Origin of the sequence: Bacillus sp. K2I17 (assembly GCF_002209985.1) — a bacterium.
Classification (GTDB): domain Bacteria; phylum Bacillota; class Bacilli; order Bacillales; family Bacillaceae_G; genus Bacillus_A; species Bacillus_A wiedmannii.
The window spans coordinates 1-14,581 of record NZ_NJGF01000047.1; the positions used below are offsets into that span (position 1 = coordinate 1).

Annotated in this window: 16 protein-coding genes; 13 read left to right on the forward strand and 3 right to left on the reverse strand. The window is 33.1% G+C overall.

The annotated features are described in order from the left end of the window. Positions 1–266 precede the first annotated feature (266 nt). The 3 genes from CER22_RS27580 (at position 267) to CER22_RS27590 (ending at position 1,414) form a co-directional block, all read left to right on the forward strand. Positions 267–413 (forward strand): BC1881 family protein, encoded by a 147-nt coding sequence (locus CER22_RS27580; protein ID WP_000738548.1) that lies wholly within the window; start codon positions 267–269, stop codon positions 411–413. A gap of 295 nt (positions 414–708) precedes the next feature. Further along, complete coding sequence (locus CER22_RS27585) at positions 709–942, forward strand: hypothetical protein (protein ID WP_000340034.1); 234 nt, start codon at positions 709–711, stop codon at positions 940–942. Between the two features lie 238 nt (positions 943–1,180). After that, the gene (locus CER22_RS27590; protein WP_088610127.1) at positions 1,181–1,414 is read left to right on the forward strand and encodes a YuzF family protein; all 234 of its coding nucleotides are present in this window, start codon (positions 1,181–1,183) and stop codon (positions 1,412–1,414) included. A 41-nt stretch (positions 1,415–1,455) separates the two neighbouring features. Here CER22_RS27590 and CER22_RS27595 read toward each other — a convergent pair whose 3' ends face one another. After that, entirely contained in the window at positions 1,456–1,731 is a 276-nt protein-coding gene (locus CER22_RS27595) for a hypothetical protein (protein WP_001087713.1), read from the reverse strand. A 392-nt stretch (positions 1,732–2,123) separates the two neighbouring features. Here CER22_RS27595 and CER22_RS27600 point away from each other — a divergent pair, with 392 nt between their 5' ends. The 7 genes from CER22_RS27600 to CER22_RS27630 all read left to right on the forward strand — a co-directional run bounded on the left by CER22_RS27600 (position 2,124) and on the right by CER22_RS27630 (position 10,745). Further along, the gene (locus CER22_RS27600; protein ID WP_061671957.1) at positions 2,124–2,486 is read left to right on the forward strand and encodes a DUF2294 domain-containing protein; all 363 of its coding nucleotides are present in this window, start codon (positions 2,124–2,126) and stop codon (positions 2,484–2,486) included. A 616-nt stretch (positions 2,487–3,102) separates the two neighbouring features. Then, positions 3,103–4,635 carry an NADH dehydrogenase subunit 5 gene (locus CER22_RS27605; RefSeq protein WP_088610128.1) on the forward strand — a complete coding sequence of 511 codons (1,533 nt, stop codon included), beginning with the start codon at positions 3,103–3,105 and terminating at the stop codon, positions 4,633–4,635. After that, positions 4,635–7,259, forward strand: coding sequence for a DUF2309 domain-containing protein (locus tag CER22_RS27610; protein WP_088610129.1), 2,625 nt, complete (start codon positions 4,635–4,637; stop codon positions 7,257–7,259). The genes CER22_RS27605 and CER22_RS27610 overlap by 1 nt, the downstream gene beginning before the upstream one ends. Before the next feature lie 79 nt (positions 7,260–7,338). After that, positions 7,339–7,848: a carbonic anhydrase gene (locus tag CER22_RS27615; RefSeq protein ID WP_088610130.1), complete on the forward strand. Its 510-nt coding sequence runs from the start codon at positions 7,339–7,341 to the stop codon at positions 7,846–7,848. A gap of 85 nt (positions 7,849–7,933) precedes the next feature. Continuing rightward, positions 7,934–9,364, forward strand: coding sequence for a cryptochrome/photolyase family protein (locus CER22_RS27620; RefSeq protein ID WP_088610131.1), 1,431 nt, complete (start codon positions 7,934–7,936; stop codon positions 9,362–9,364). 111 nt (positions 9,365–9,475) lie between these two features. Continuing rightward, complete coding sequence (locus CER22_RS27625) at positions 9,476–9,931, forward strand: TspO/MBR family protein (RefSeq protein ID WP_142293584.1); 456 nt, start codon at positions 9,476–9,478, stop codon at positions 9,929–9,931. A gap of 103 nt (positions 9,932–10,034) precedes the next feature. Then, the gene (locus CER22_RS27630; RefSeq protein WP_088610133.1) at positions 10,035–10,745 is read left to right on the forward strand and encodes an alpha/beta hydrolase; all 711 of its coding nucleotides are present in this window, start codon (positions 10,035–10,037) and stop codon (positions 10,743–10,745) included. An 87-nt stretch (positions 10,746–10,832) separates the two neighbouring features. On the opposite strand, the gene CER22_RS27635 is transcribed toward CER22_RS27630, so the two are convergent. Then, positions 10,833–11,198 carry a YxeA family protein gene (locus CER22_RS27635; RefSeq protein ID WP_088063908.1) on the reverse strand — a complete coding sequence of 122 codons (366 nt, stop codon included), beginning with the start codon at positions 11,196–11,198 and terminating at the stop codon, positions 10,833–10,835. 573 nt (positions 11,199–11,771) lie between these two features. Here CER22_RS27635 and CER22_RS27640 point away from each other — a divergent pair. Next, on the forward strand, positions 11,772–13,310 hold the full coding sequence (locus CER22_RS27640) for an alpha/beta hydrolase (RefSeq protein WP_106382932.1): 1,539 nt from the start codon (positions 11,772–11,774) through the stop codon (positions 13,308–13,310). Between the two features lie 112 nt (positions 13,311–13,422). On the opposite strand, the gene CER22_RS33865 is transcribed toward CER22_RS27640, so the two are convergent. Next, a complete protein-coding gene (locus CER22_RS33865; protein ID WP_088063940.1) occupies positions 13,423–13,578 on the reverse strand; it encodes an acyl dehydratase in 156 nt (51 codons plus the stop codon). A gap of 119 nt (positions 13,579–13,697) precedes the next feature. Between CER22_RS33865 and CER22_RS27650 the strand changes: the two genes are divergently transcribed. Together CER22_RS27650 and CER22_RS27655 are read left to right on the forward strand one after the other, a co-directional pair. Beyond that, positions 13,698–14,084 (forward strand): general stress protein, encoded by a 387-nt coding sequence (locus tag CER22_RS27650; protein ID WP_088063907.1) that lies wholly within the window; start codon positions 13,698–13,700, stop codon positions 14,082–14,084. A gap of 85 nt (positions 14,085–14,169) precedes the next feature. Then, the gene (locus tag CER22_RS27655) at positions 14,170–14,571 is read left to right on the forward strand and encodes a hypothetical protein (RefSeq protein ID WP_061671948.1); all 402 of its coding nucleotides are present in this window, start codon (positions 14,170–14,172) and stop codon (positions 14,569–14,571) included. Positions 14,572–14,581 lie beyond the last annotated feature (10 nt).

Consider the following 14,581-nt stretch of genomic DNA (forward strand, 5'->3'; position numbering starts at 1 on the left):
AGGTAGGGCTTTCATTGTTTTAGGTAATATACTATCTAAGTCATTATTTCTAGAAGAAAAAACAATCAATCTCACCACTATCTGTAAGAGTCCTTATATCTACTGAGACGGTGAATAGTAATTGTTTATCTTCTTTACGTAAAATTGATAAACGAACTGGTAACACCATATGGTCAACTACAAAAAATTGGTTTCCAGACCAGGAAACCAATTTAAATTTTATTTACATACCAATAGTAAATTAAGCAGTAAGAAGGAGTACACACATGAAAAAAATGTTAACAAAAGAATTAAGTAATGAATTAAAGAAGCGAGAAGGGATCATCTCTATTACAGTTGAGTCTTATGAAAAAATCGAAGTTGGTGGAATTCGTGTAGATGGACCAGCTATTATTCTAATTAATCAAGAATAGGTAAAAATAGTTGCATACAAGGAGAAAAGGATCGGCCTTTAAGAGAAGGGGGATCCTTTTTGCTTGTTGCAGTTAATATGGGATATACATAACTTTTATCTGATTTGTTGGGATTAAAAGGAAGGAGAGGGTCGGGATTATCATGGTGGAGAGCTTAATATTGGTAGGATTTCTTTTTACGTTATATAAATTAGTTGATAAAAAACAAACTAATTATTTAAAACGATAGATTGTTTCCTTTTTAAGGGCTAGATTTATTTGAGAGTGAAATGGATTATTTAAAGGAGGAATTTAGATGGATGCAAGGAAAGAACGCATAAAATACGAGAAGATGTCAAAGAATTATGATCGTATTTATTTAGTTTCGTTTATCCTATTAATTGTACTTGTTTGTAGTAGTGTGATTATCATAGGAGCTACAGGGGGAAAATATGGAGTATTTTTATTGTTAGCAATTTTACTTAACGCACGTATTACGAAAGAATCTCAAAAAAAGTATGAGTACTATTCTAATAAAGGGCGTATTTAAAATGATACATATCCTGAAAGGAACAACCTAGATGTACATTCAAAATATCCCTATATCATCACCTATTAACTAGTAAAAGTAACTTTATATAAATAATTTTTTAGCAATGTAGAAATAGAAACCGTATCTTATTAAAATGTTATTTCCGTTCATATAATGAATTATCCTTCTAGCATATTTATAAGATTTACATCATATATTAGGAGAAAGAATGCGAGTTAGAAAGGAGTCTTATAGAATGAGTTATTTGGAGGGAAATGACTTTAGTAAACAAAATATGGTAAGTGTGCCTAATCCCTATGTATATCAGACATTACAATCAGTAATTGGTAAACATGTGGTTATTGAAACTGTAAGAGGAAATATAAGAGGTAAATTAAAGGATGTGAAACCCGATCATTTGCTCATTGAAGATACAGTGCCATATATTGTACGCATTCAACAAATTGTATGGGTTATGCCAAAACAATAATCAAATTAGTGTCATAGAGCATCAAATAAAAACACAGGGTTTTATCTCTGTGTTTCTTCAAATTTTCGTTTTTGGATATATGCTTGAGCATGGATAATTTCTTTCTGAAGTTCTTTTAATTCTTTTGTAGATCCAGATTCAATCCTCATGTACGTAGTAACTAGACTAATCATCATATCCATCTTCTCTACTATATTTTGAATGACCTGTTCAGATTGCTCTTTTTTAGGGTGTTGTATTGCTATTAAAGCATTTTCTATATAATTGTTCTTTCGTTGCTGGATATCATAAATAAACTGTTTTGTGTTTGAGTTCATTTGTTATTCCTCCGTTTTGGATATACTTCTATTCTATCATATTTGAATGGAAAATATTAGATTACCCTAAATTCACACCTGTCTCGTACATCTCCTCAAATATACAACCTAATCTCTTAACGTACAGGGGTCCTGTCCCATCGCTATCAAGCTAAGAAAATACAACTCCCCCCACAATGACCTTTTTAGAAAACTATGCAACAGAGCCTTTATAGTAAGAGTATCTTGTTGGGAATGATGAAAAAATCTATATTGTAATATAAAAAATCACTATGATATGAAAGGATACCTTACAACAATCCCAATAAATTCTTCTCAATAATTGAAAATAAAATCAATCCAGATTATTATATTGTTATTGTAAATTTATTTTATTGAAGGAGGATACATAGATGAAAAGCTCAAAAGGCTCTATTGAATCAGAGATAAGCAAAGCAATTACTCATTGGGAAAAGGACTACTTAGGACGCGGTTCTATATCCGTTAAGACAGATATATTACGGGATATGATTATCGTAAATTTACAAGGTATTTTAACCCCGGCTGAATATACTGTTTGCGAAACAAAAGACGGCATGCTAACGATAAAGAAAAACCGTTCGGAGCTAGTTGAATCTGGAATTGATGATTTGAAAGAGATTATACTAGAATTAACTGGAGAGAAAGTGAAAAGCTTTCATACGGATATAAGCTCCCGTACAGGCGAACGAGTAATGATTTTTAAATTGCTTCATAATCTTGAGGGAAAATTTTGAAAATAAAACTTAAGGTTAGTGGAAGGATTAAGAAACCTACAAGTTTTGCACTTTATTTAACTTTATTAACATGCTAATAATTAAAAAACTTGAAGTTATTTAGGTATAATAAATCGTAATTCAAATAACTCTTAAAAAACGGATAAAGAAATTGACAAACTGCTTAATATGGTTTATCTTATAAGTGTTTTAAAAAATTGATAGATGCTCATTTTAACAGTTTGCTATAATTAAGCCTTTAGCATTTTTTTAATATGTAATATTGACTAAATGAAAAAGTTTCTTAATTGAAAGATAGCACATAACATAAATTGATATATTGATTGCATAATCTAGGAGATCAGAAATATACTTTTCTTTTTAATAGGAGTAATACATACATTATCCTCTATAAAATGGGAGCTCTTCAAAAAACTTTATTGAAGTTAGTTGAAGTGAAACCGACAATCTCCATAATTCAATGATGATATAAAATCATTGAATTATGGAAGTTGTCGGTTTTTTTTATGGGAAAAAACGATGTACTGAAAAGAGTGAATGAAACTTGAAATTAAAAAACTATCTTACTTAAAAGGAATTTTTATAGGTTATTTTCGTTTGGAAGGGAGTATTGTACATGTTAATTTCGCTGAGTTCATCAACACTGTTAACATTATTTTTTATGGCGCTTAGCGCTTCTTGGCTAAGTGGATTATTGTTTTTACATGCAAGGATGCCTTTACGTTTTGTTCATATCCATATTGGTATCGCTACATTGCCTTCATTGGTTTCTTTACTCGCACTTGTTAATCACAATGGAGATAGAGTTGTAGGGCCTTGGCATTTAGATACTTTAGCTTGGTTCATGGCTTTCTTTGTTCTTACAATTGGTTTAATCATTCAGCGTTTTTCTATACGTTACTTACTGGGAGATCGCTCATATCGAAAATACTTTGCACTTTTTACATTTACTACAGGTGTATCTTCGGTTGCATGGTTAAGTAATGATCTTCGTTTCATGATTATTTGTTGGGGAGCAACTCTTATAGGATTGGTTCTACTCATAGGGCTAAATAAAGGGTGGAAAGTGGTTAGTGAAGCAACAAAAATTTCTAGTTATTTATTTACAATAAGCTGGATTGCTTTGCTAGCAGCTATCATTTGGCTTTTTCAAGTTACTGGACAGTGGCAGTTAACATTAGTTTTAACGAATGAAAATGTAGCTCAATTTGGAACGTTGGAGAAAACAGGAATTAACTTATTAATTATAGTAGCTGTGATGATTCCAGCAGCACAATGGCCTTTTCAAAGATGGTTAATTGAGTCAGCTGTTGCTCCAACTCCTGTTTCTGCTGTTATGCATGCGGGGTTAGTAAATGCTGGCGGTATCATGTTAACTAGATTTTTACCTCTTTTTCATGATGATATGGCACAAATCATTTTACTAATTTTCTCTAGTATTTCTGTTTTAATCGGAACAGGAATTAGCCTAGTTCAGGTTGATTATAAACGTCAGCTAGTGGGGTCAACTATTGCACAAATGGGGTTTATGCTTATTCAATGCGCATTAGGAGCTTATTTGGCGGCTGTTATTCATTTAATTTTACATGGTTTGTTTAAAGCTACATTGTTTTTACAAGCTGGTTCTTCCGTACAACGTTTTGGGGCAGTGAAGCAGTCTAATGAAAAGATATCTGATTTATGGATTATGGTCGGACGTGTTTTCGGATTATTTATAGCGATTGCTTTTTGGTTTACGACTTCTGGAGAAGGGTATGAATTAGTTAGTGCGTTCATCTTAGGGTGGTCATTATACTTTTCATGGAAACAACTTGTTGTTTTTGGAGAGGGAAGAATGGGACGAATTGTTGGCGTATTTATTTTAGTTGGATTTTCTCTCATTTACTTTACCGTTCATAATTCTCTTTATAAATGGTTGCATACTGACATGTATCAAAATGTTCAACCTTCAGTTTCAGCCGTTATTTTTGTTATATGTCTCTTATTATTTGGTAGTGTTATTAGTACTCTCGTTACTCATAATCAATCCTCTACTATATTTGCTGTAATGTATCTTTGGTTCGTTCGAGTAGGGGAGGCGAGACAAAAGACAGTAGAAAGTCATCCGAGCTATCTTAAACATTATGTATCAAAGGGAGGTAATCAGTGATGAGCATACCGTCAATCGTAACGAAAGAAACTTTAAAAAAGAAAGATACAAACATTGAAGTACAAGAAAATAATATGAATGAGTTAGTTGAATCTGCTAGCCGAGTGATTGCACCACTTTGGCCGATCGCTACATTTGCAGCTCATCACCCTTGGATGGGACTTGAAAAACAATCATTTGAACAAGTTGCAGATTGGTTAAAAGAAATTCGTAATGTGGATATATATCCTAGTGCTGCTATGATTCATTGGGCAAAGGCGAAAGGGGAGATTAAGGAATCATTTTTACAAAGTGGCTTGTCTCATTGGCTTGATTCACAATCTTTTCATATCCCGCGAAAGAAAGCGGAGCAGTTTTGCCAAGCAGCTTTAAAATTAGAGAAATTACCTTCTAGCTTATTATCATCGCCACAATTAAATAAACTGGCAGAAGAAATGAGTTATATAAATACAGGAAGTATGAAAGACTCTCCTATGCAACCTGTAAGTTCACTTATAGAGAATCAAAAGGGTGAAAAGCTATCTGATATTCTTAATTATCATATCATTAAATGGTGTAAATTATATTTGGATGACTCCGGATCAAGTTGGACGATGCCAAATCGAGAGAAAGGTTTGTATCGTGCATGGCATCACCTTATTAAATTTGATCCAGCGCTCAGTAAAAATAAGCGTAGCATTTTAAAAGATTGGCCAGAGGATGCCGAGGTAGCTTTCACAAGAGCTTTATCTGAATTAGGAATTTCTGAATCTAACAAGCAAGCTTACCTTGAAGGGCACTTGCTTGCTTTGCCTGGGTGGGCAGGAATGATACGATGGCGTTCCCAACAATCAATTCAGGAACAGGGACTTATGATTGAATATTTAGCAGTTCGAATTTCTATGGAGCTGGCCATTGTCAAACCTCATTTACCTATAAAAAATCAAAAGGTTGAGAAGAAAGTTGAGATTGTCCCACTTATAGCTTCTTGGATCCATTGGGGGAATATTTCAACCCTGGAATGGTCACAAATGTCTGCAGCTGAACAAAGCGAATTATTAGCATTTGCATATCGTTTTGATGAAAATATTCGCAGGAAACTTTGGCTAGAAGCTTGGGAACAGACGCATGCAGAGCAATTAAGGGAAAAGATTGTTTCTAAGCAACGTGCAACTAATGATAAAAAACGTGTATTAGCTCAATTAGCATTTTGTATTGATGTACGTTCAGAACCGTTTCGTCGCCACCTAGAAAAATTAGGTCCGTTCGAAACGTTTGGAATAGCTGGTTTCTTTGGGTTACCAATTGCGACTAGTGAACTAGGTAGTAATGACAGTCATCCTTCTTTGCCAGTTATATTAAAACCGAAACATCAAATAAAAGAGTTCACGGATGAAAATGAATATAAATCTTATCAACAACGTAAGAAGATAGACAGCTCAGTAAGTTATACGTTTAAAACGATGAAACAAAATGTACTTACAAGTATGTTACTACCTGAGATAAGTGGCCCTTTACTTGGTCTACAAATGATGACAAGAAGTTTTGTGCCAAGAAGAGTAGGTAGTTTCATTCGTAACCTTCGCAAAACAATGTTACAAAAACCTGATACGACATTCTCACTTAATCATGTTCATGATACAAAAGGTGAGATGCCTATCGGTTTTACGAAAGAAGAAAAAGTGAACTATGTGCGTCAAGCTTTAAAAATGGTGGGATTAACAGAAAAATTCGCGCCTTTAGTTGTAATGTGCGGACATAGTAGTCAAAGTACGAACAACCCTTATGCCGCAGCGCTTGAGTGTGGTGCTTGTGGCGGAGCAGCAGGGGGATTCAATGCAAGAGTTTTTGCTACTTTATGTAATCTTCCAGAAGTAAGAGAGGCGTTGTTTGCTGAAGGCATTAAAATTCCGGAGGACACCATTTTTGCAGCAGCTGAACATAAAACAACAGTGGATGAATTGGAATGGATTTACGTCCCAGAACTTTCGGAAACTGCGCAAGAAGCATTTGATAGTATTGAGTCGGTTATGCCAAATGTTAGCCAACATGCAAATAGAGAGCGTTTAACACAATTACCTAATTTTAAAACGAAAATAAAAAATCCGAGTAAAGAGGCACATCGGTTTGCAGAAGATTGGAGTGAAATACGTCCGGAATGGGGATTAGCCCGTAATGCATCTTTTATTATCGGACAACGAGAATTAACTCAGGATTGTGACCTAGAAGGAAGGGCTTTCCTTCATAATTATGATTGGAAACAGGATGGAAGTGGAGATATATTAGCTAGCATCATTGCAGGACCAGGAACAGTAGCTCAGTGGATTAATTTACAATATTACGCTTCAACTGTAGCTCCTCATTATTATGGTAGTGGAAACAAAACAACCCAAACCGTAACGGCAGGTCTCGGTGTTATGCAAGGGAATGCAAGTGACCTGCTGCCAGGCTTACCTTGGCAATCGGTTATGCAGTCAGATAGTGAGACGTATCATTCACCACTTCGTTTACTAATTGTAATTCAAGCACCTATTGAATATATAGAGCGTTTGCTAAATACCAATCTCACATTTCAAGAAAAAGTTCAAAATGGATGGGTTAGACTGGCAAGTGTTGATCCAGAAGGACAATGGAAAAACTGGTAACAATCATGTAATGAATAATCAACTATCGTTACTAGTTTAAAAGTTTCATAAATACAATAATGAAGAAGGAGTGCTCCATATGAATTCAAAGAATAAAAAAGTATTATTATTAACAGACATTGAACACGGAATAGAGCCGATTATCCAACAAGTAACTAACATTCAACAAGAAAACGTGTTGACTATACACAGCTATGATTCTGTAATTGTACATCCTTATGGAGATATAATGAGATCTGTTATTATTGCTATTTATCAAGAAAAAGTTGAAGAAATTATTGTTGTCGGAATAGAGGATAAAGAAACTGATATAGTTAATCTACAAATTCAATGTGATTCCATAAAAAATAACAGAGAAATAGACTATCTCTTTAAAAATTGCATGCCTGAATTTTCAAGTAGTAGCCTGAATGCATGGCTAAGTGGACAAGAAAATGTTAGTGAAAATATTGAGAAGAGTATAGATATGATTCGTCATCATCCATTAGTGCCTTCTGATATTAAAGTTCATGGTTTCATGATTGATAGAAAAGGTGAAAAAGAAATGGTTGTTAAAATTGCTACTAATAAAATAGTTGAAAAAGTTTAAACTATTAAAGACAAATAAATTCTTATGTATAAATCGCTGTTGTATAATAAATTTTATTATGTTTTAAGAATCAGAAGAGGTAGCCATGCAAAATAAAATTATTGTTATGTTTCAAAAAGATTTTCGTGTATATGATAACCCAGCTCTATTTGAGGCTGTTCAGTCTGGTGAGGTTCTTCCGGTATATATACAAGATGAAACGTTTTCAATAGGAAGTGCGTCAAAGTGGTGGTTACACCACGCTATAATAGATGTCCAAAAGCAACTTGAGGCATTGGGTTCTACTTTAATAATTCGTAAAGGAAATACACAGGAAGAAATATTTTCTCTCATAGAACAATTAGGTATAACGGCTGTATATTGGAATATTTGTTATGATCCAGATAGATTACAATCTAATCAAAAAATGAAAATGATGTTAGAAGGTAAGGGTATTATTTGTAAGGAATTTAATTCACATTTATTATTAGAACCGTGGATTATAAAAAAGAAGGATAACACTGAATATAAGGTGTTTACGCCTTTTTACAATGCATTTCAAAAGCAGGTAATACCTAAGCCTATTAGTAAAGTGCAGCGTATAGAGGGAGGAAGCTCTTTACCAGCAAGCTTATCTGTTTCAGAACTACACTTACTGCCTACTATACCGTGGGCATCTCATATTGAATCAATGTGGGAGCCTACAGAAGAAGGGGCATACAAAACATGTAAGAAATTTTTCTCTAGTAAATTAGCCTCTTATAGTGAAGGAAGGGATTTTCCAAATGAAAATGCTCATTCGATGTTGGCACCATATCTTTCATTTGGCCAAATATCAGTGAGGTGGATGTATCATTACTTAATCAATAAAAGTACCGAGAGACAATGTAGTCTTTTTGAAAAACAAGTGAATAGTTTTATCCGTCAATTGATTTGGCGAGAGTTTTCTTATTATTTGCTATATCATTATCCATTTACAGTATATAAACCTCTTAATAAGAGCTTTGAACATTTTCCATGGAATAATGAAGAGGAGTTATTAACAGTATGGCAGAAGGGTGAAACTGGTTATCCGTTTATTGATGCGGGAATGCGGGAACTATGGCAAACAAGTTTTATGCATAATCGAGCAAGAATGGCTGTAGCCTCTTTTCTTGTAAAGCATTTGTTAATTCCGTGGCAAGAAGGAGCAAAATGGTTTTTGGATACACTACTAGATGCTGATATTGCAAATAATACAATGGGATGGCAATGGGTTGCTGGAAGTGGGGCAGATGCATCACCGTACTTTCGTATTTTTAATCCCATCACACAAGGAGAAAAGTTTGATAAAAATGGAGAGTATATAAGAAGATGGGTACCAGAATTAAGAGATATGCCGAATAAATATATACATAAACCTTGGGAAGCACCTGAGCATATTTTACAAAAGGCCAATATAAAGCTTGGTCATACATATCCTTTACCAATTGTTGATCATAAGGCAGCACGTGAGAGAGCACTTTTTGCATATAAAAGTATGAAAGAGTTCGTATAAAATAGATTAAACAATATGTATTTGAAATTTAAATATTAGAAATTTATCCATTACGAGGACATACTAATCATATAAAGTTTCTATAATCTTCTAGTAAAAAGGAGAATGTTTATGAAAAAATCTAGTATTATAGTATTTTTACTAACATATGGTTTGTTTTATGTTTCTAGTATTTTATTTCCTGTTGATCGTATTTGGTACGCTGCGCTAGAAAAGCCGTCTTGGACACCTTCTGGTATGACAATCGGAATAATTTGGGCTGTATTATATGGACTTATTGCATTATCAGTTGCAATTATTTACAACAAATACGGATGTAAGCCAAAAACATTTTGGTTTGTATTCCTTTTAAATTATATGTGCAATCAAGCGTTTAGCTACTTTCAATTCAGTCAAAAAAATTTATTTTTAGCAACAGTAGATTGTTTACTAGTCGCTATTACTACGTTACTTCTCATAGCGGTTTCTTCCAAATTATCTAAAGTATCGACATGGTTGCTAATTCCATATTTTTTATGGTCTGCATTTGCTACATATTTATCTTGGACAATTTATAGTATAAATTAAAGACGTAAATGAAAACTTGAGCATAATAAAAGTGCTCGAGTTTTTATGTGTATGAATGGTAATCTGAAATATAGAATATACACATCTTAGGGAGGTCATCTTTGTGAAGAAATGGATAAAAATTACGCTGTACTCTTTACTAGGTATTTTACTTATAGGAAGTATTGCTTTTTTGACTTGGTCTCAGTTTACTTATAAACCGACGAAAGAGGCGTTGTCGTTAGTGGATGATAAAAAAGATGAAGATAATATAGTATTTGGAGAGAAAGATGCTAAAATAGGGGTTGTTTTTTATCAAGGAGCTAAAGTAGAAGCTGAGGCTTATAGTTACTTAGGAGAAGCTCTTGCAAAAGATGGGCACTTTGTAGTAATGCCTAAGTTACCATTAAATTTAGCGATACTTGGAATAAATGAGGTAGACAGTGTAATTGAAAAGTATCCGGAAGTTCAAAAATGGTATGTTGCAGGGCATTCAATGGGGGGAGCTATGATTTCTAAGTACGCCTTTCAACATGAAGACAAGATAGACGGGATCATTTTCTTAAGTTCTTATCCTGCAGATGACTTCTCTACGAAATCAATTCCGATGTTATCAATTTATGGAGAAGTAGATGCTTTAGCAACTGTAGAAAAAATAGAGAACAATAAAAAGTTAATGTCGAAAAATACAACTATGCACATGATAAAAGGGGGCAATCATGCTCATTTTGGCATGTATGGTGAGCAAAAAGGTGATAATACGAGTTTAATTGCGCCAAAAGCACAACGAGATGAAACAGTGAAAGTAATTGAAGAATGGTTGTTAAAACAATGATAATGAATGTAATAAATCTACCGAAAGAATTCTCCAAGCGGTAGATAGGAGCGATAATAAAGAGCCAACTCGTACGAATTGGCTCTTTTATTTATTTGCTATCTCCAATTGTCCCCTTATTTTCTCTGGAATGTCCTTTTCAGAAATAACGTCGTAAGAATAGACATACTTTCCTTTCACATGAATTTTTAAGTAAGTTTTTCTTCTAAAATCATTAAGCGTGTTCGTTCCAACTTTATATTCTTTTTCATTGCTTAATTCATCAACACCTTTTAGTGAGTACATAGCTCTTCCTTTATGATGATAATCTGGAACACCATATCCTTTCGCAACGGCATATACATTTTTTTCTTCAGCAATCGGATTAAATCTGTCTAAATCTCCGCGTAATATGAAAGGTAGTAAGTATATAGGGAGGCCTATTCCTAGTATGCAAATTACAAATTTCTTCATGATCGTTTCTCCTTTTGTCTATTTACATTTTTGAGTATAGAAAAAAGTTCTTATGAATATAGAGGGAAATTCTTTAAGTTTTTCTTAATAAAGTTTAACTTTGTGAAAAAAACTAATTTGAGCATTAAGTTTACGAAATGAATAGCCAAATAACCTGTTTTCTTTATTTTTTGATGGTAGGTTATTAGGTTTTATATTGGTATGAGTGAATTAAGAAATAAGTGAGAGTTAGGAACTAGAATAAATGTATCGTACAGTAATAAGAGAATTATCTAAATAAATTATAGTGAGAACAATTAAAGAAAGCATCTAGTAGGGTGCTTTTTTCTTTTGAAACAGAGAATCTCATGGGTCGGTTACATGTAATTTCGTGCTGTACTTCTAGGTCATTGGAAAATCCAACAATAAAAAAAGAGGGGGAAGGCGTTTTTTATTGAAGTTTGTTAATGATAGATTTTTAACTTGAGAGGGGGATTGTAAAATAGATTATTAATCTCTTTGGTAATTTTTATTTTCCTTATAGTTGGCATATTGTATTAGAAATTTTAAATTTTGAAGGGAGAATCAATAAGTATGGGTAAGAAAAGAAGAATAAGTAATAAGTTATTACTTATCAGTGCAATTTTTACAATAGCAATTCCCTCAGTCTCATATGCGGAGGAAGTAATTTCACCTGAAAATTTTAAGAGCTCTTCAAATTTGTATAAGGGACGGAATACGGAAATTTTGAAAACAAATTTATATCCTAATACATATAATAATCCATTTAACCACCAATTTATTTCAAAATTAAAGGAAGTAAACACAAATATAAAAAAAATAGACAATAGTGATGATGAAAATCCTATTATATCTACTACTCTTTCATTTATTCGCCATATGAATAGTGAAGATTATAAATCTGCATTTGATTTAACCTCAAGGTCATTACAGAAAATAATATCCGAAGAATGGTTGAAGAGCTATTGGGAGGGACTTCCAGTTCAATTACAAGCAGGTTCTTTTATAGAAATTGGAGAGGTTACACAAAAAGAGACAAATCCTGTTCATACAAATGTGGAGATTCAATTAGTTTTTGAAAAAATGACTGTACCTTTACTAATTAAACTAGATCCATCTGGAAAAATAGACGATTTTCAACTAAGCATGTCGTTTAGTCCTGTTGCTGAGCGTCCATCATATAGTAAGCCTGAATCATTTGTTGATAAAGAAGTAGTAGTTGGAAGTGGTGCATTTCCATTACCAGGAACATTGTCGGTTCCAAAAGGAAATGGTCCTTTTCCAGCGGTTATTCTTGTTCAAGGATCAGGAGCAACTGATCAGGATGAAACAGCGTTTGCTTTAAAACCATTTCGCGATTTAGCTGAAGGTCTTGCATCGAAGGGAATTGCTGTCCTTCGCTATAATAAACGAACGTATGAACATGGGTTGAAAACACAATTCAGTCCCTTCTATACAGTTGATAAAGAGACAACAGATGATGCTCTTCTTGTAACTCAATTTCTTAAAAATGAGCCTCTAATAAATAAGAATCAAATATATATTCTTGGTCATAGTCAAGGTGGAATGATGCTTCCGAAAATGATTGAAAAAGACCAAAATCAAAATATTGCTGGGGCAATTGTAATGGGTGGGCCAGCTCGTACGATTCAAGACGTTGTTTTAGATCAATTTGAGTATCTTTTTTCTATTGGAGCAATGAACCAGGAGCAATATAAATTCTACAAATCGCAATTTGAATTATTAAAGGATCCAAATTTCTCTGGTCAGAATCCTTCAAAAGATTTTTACTTAGGATCAGCAGTATTTTGGGATTCTATTCGGAAAATTAAAGCAGCAGAAATGTCAAAAGAACAAAAGACACCGCTTCTTATTATTCAAGGGGAAAGAGACTATCAAGTTCAATCAAAAATCGAAATTCCTCTTTGGAAAGAACAATTAAAAGAACGAGATAACGTTGATTATCAGCTATATCCAAAGTTAAATCATTTCTTTACAGAAGGGGATGGAGAAATAAGTAAACCGGATGAATATTATAGTCCTGCTAATATTCCTGAGTATGTTATAAATGATATTGCTGCTTGGGTGCAAGGAAGATCGCAATTAAATTAGCAACTATATGTTTTAATAAAGACTTTCTTTCTGTAATCAAACTAGAAACATTATTAGGTTATATGTTTTTTAGCACTCTTTTAAAAAGAGTGTTTTTTTATTTTCCTTTGATTTAATTAACGAAAAAAAATATCTTATACTCCTTTTGTAACTTTTTTAAATAGAAATTTTCTATAAAATAATGGACTTGTCTTCCAAACAAAGCGTTATTTGTAACCCTGTTATCAAAGCAAAGTGCTCGTGACATTTCTTTGATATTCAAAAACATTAATAACCTATTGTGTGAAGTTTTTTGAAAATTTAGGTTTAACATCTTTAAAATAGGTGTATTACATATTACATAACAACTAAATAAGAAAATAAAAAATCTAAGGGAGGAAAAATACAATGCATAAGAATGAAAGAAAACCGGTGGTTCATGAATATGAAAATGAACAGGAAGTAGTTATGAAAGTAAAAGAGCTAGAATTGCAAGGGATTCGCCAAGATGACATTTACGTTTTAACACATGAAACACATCTAACAAAAAAGATTGCGGATGATACAAACACAAATACGATTGGAGTAAAAGAACAAGGATTGGGTACAAGTATTATCAACTTTTTCTCCAAAAAAGGGGACGAACTCCGAAATCAAATGGAGGAAATGGGGTTGTCGAAGGAGGAAGCTAATTTATATGAAGAAAAATTAGATCAAGGGAGAATTTTACTTCTAGTAACAGCTGAAACACCAACGGCGAGTGATAGACAGCCGCAAAACTATCATTCTCTCTAATAGATTGCAACATCTGATAAATAGGTAAGTTAATTATTTTAGGTTGTAGTATGGAAGAAAATAAAAGTAGAGAAGGGTGAGAAAAATGAAACATACAATATTTAAATATGCTGTGATTGGGATTACGACCGGAGTCATGGTCTCCCTATTAAAAAAAGAAAATCGGAAAGCTATACAAACAAAAGGAAAAAGCGTAAAAGACAAACTACAAGAAGGAAACATAAAGGAAACATTAGAGAAGGTAACTGAGACAAGTAAACAATTCTCTGTAACTGCAGCTAATGTTGCAAAACAAACATTACCACAACTGCTTACAGCCACACCGGTTGTCATTTCTACTATTAAAGATTTAACAGAAAACGAAAATAACAAAAAGAAAAAAGATGAAAAGGATAACGAAATAAATCAAAATAGTAAGGACATAGACGGAGAAAAAACGAAAAATGAAAAGAAATATATGAAAGAAGGGAAAGAAGAGAGTGCTTAGATTTAATTCT

Coding starts and splice junctions, on each gene's coding strand:
- CER22_RS27650 (WP_088063907.1), top strand. CDS start 13,698: ATGCATAAGAATGAAAGAAAACCGGTGGTTCATGAATATGAAAATGAA.
- CER22_RS27585 (WP_000340034.1), top strand. CDS start 709: ATGGATGCAAGGAAAGAACGCATAAAATACGAGAAGATGTCAAAGAAT.
- CER22_RS27600 (WP_061671957.1), top strand. CDS start 2,124: ATGAAAAGCTCAAAAGGCTCTATTGAATCAGAGATAAGCAAAGCAATT.
- CER22_RS27580 (WP_000738548.1), top strand. CDS start 267: ATGAAAAAAATGTTAACAAAAGAATTAAGTAATGAATTAAAGAAGCGA.
- CER22_RS33865 (WP_088063940.1), bottom strand. CDS start 13,578: ATGTTTTTGAATATCAAAGAAATGTCACGAGCACTTTGCTTTGATAAC.
- CER22_RS27625 (WP_142293584.1), top strand. CDS start 9,476: ATGAAAAAATCTAGTATTATAGTATTTTTACTAACATATGGTTTGTTT.
- CER22_RS27590 (WP_088610127.1), top strand. CDS start 1,181: ATGAGTTATTTGGAGGGAAATGACTTTAGTAAACAAAATATGGTAAGT.
- CER22_RS27620 (WP_088610131.1), top strand. CDS start 7,934: ATGCAAAATAAAATTATTGTTATGTTTCAAAAAGATTTTCGTGTATAT.
- CER22_RS27640 (WP_106382932.1), top strand. CDS start 11,772: ATGGGTAAGAAAAGAAGAATAAGTAATAAGTTATTACTTATCAGTGCA.
- CER22_RS27595 (WP_001087713.1), bottom strand. CDS start 1,731: ATGAACTCAAACACAAAACAGTTTATTTATGATATCCAGCAACGAAAG.
- CER22_RS27615 (WP_088610130.1), top strand. CDS start 7,339: ATGAATTCAAAGAATAAAAAAGTATTATTATTAACAGACATTGAACAC.
- CER22_RS27655 (WP_061671948.1), top strand. CDS start 14,170: ATGAAACATACAATATTTAAATATGCTGTGATTGGGATTACGACCGGA.
- CER22_RS27635 (WP_088063908.1), bottom strand. CDS start 11,198: ATGAAGAAATTTGTAATTTGCATACTAGGAATAGGCCTCCCTATATAC.
- CER22_RS27605 (WP_088610128.1), top strand. CDS start 3,103: ATGTTAATTTCGCTGAGTTCATCAACACTGTTAACATTATTTTTTATG.
- CER22_RS27610 (WP_088610129.1), top strand. CDS start 4,635: ATGAGCATACCGTCAATCGTAACGAAAGAAACTTTAAAAAAGAAAGAT.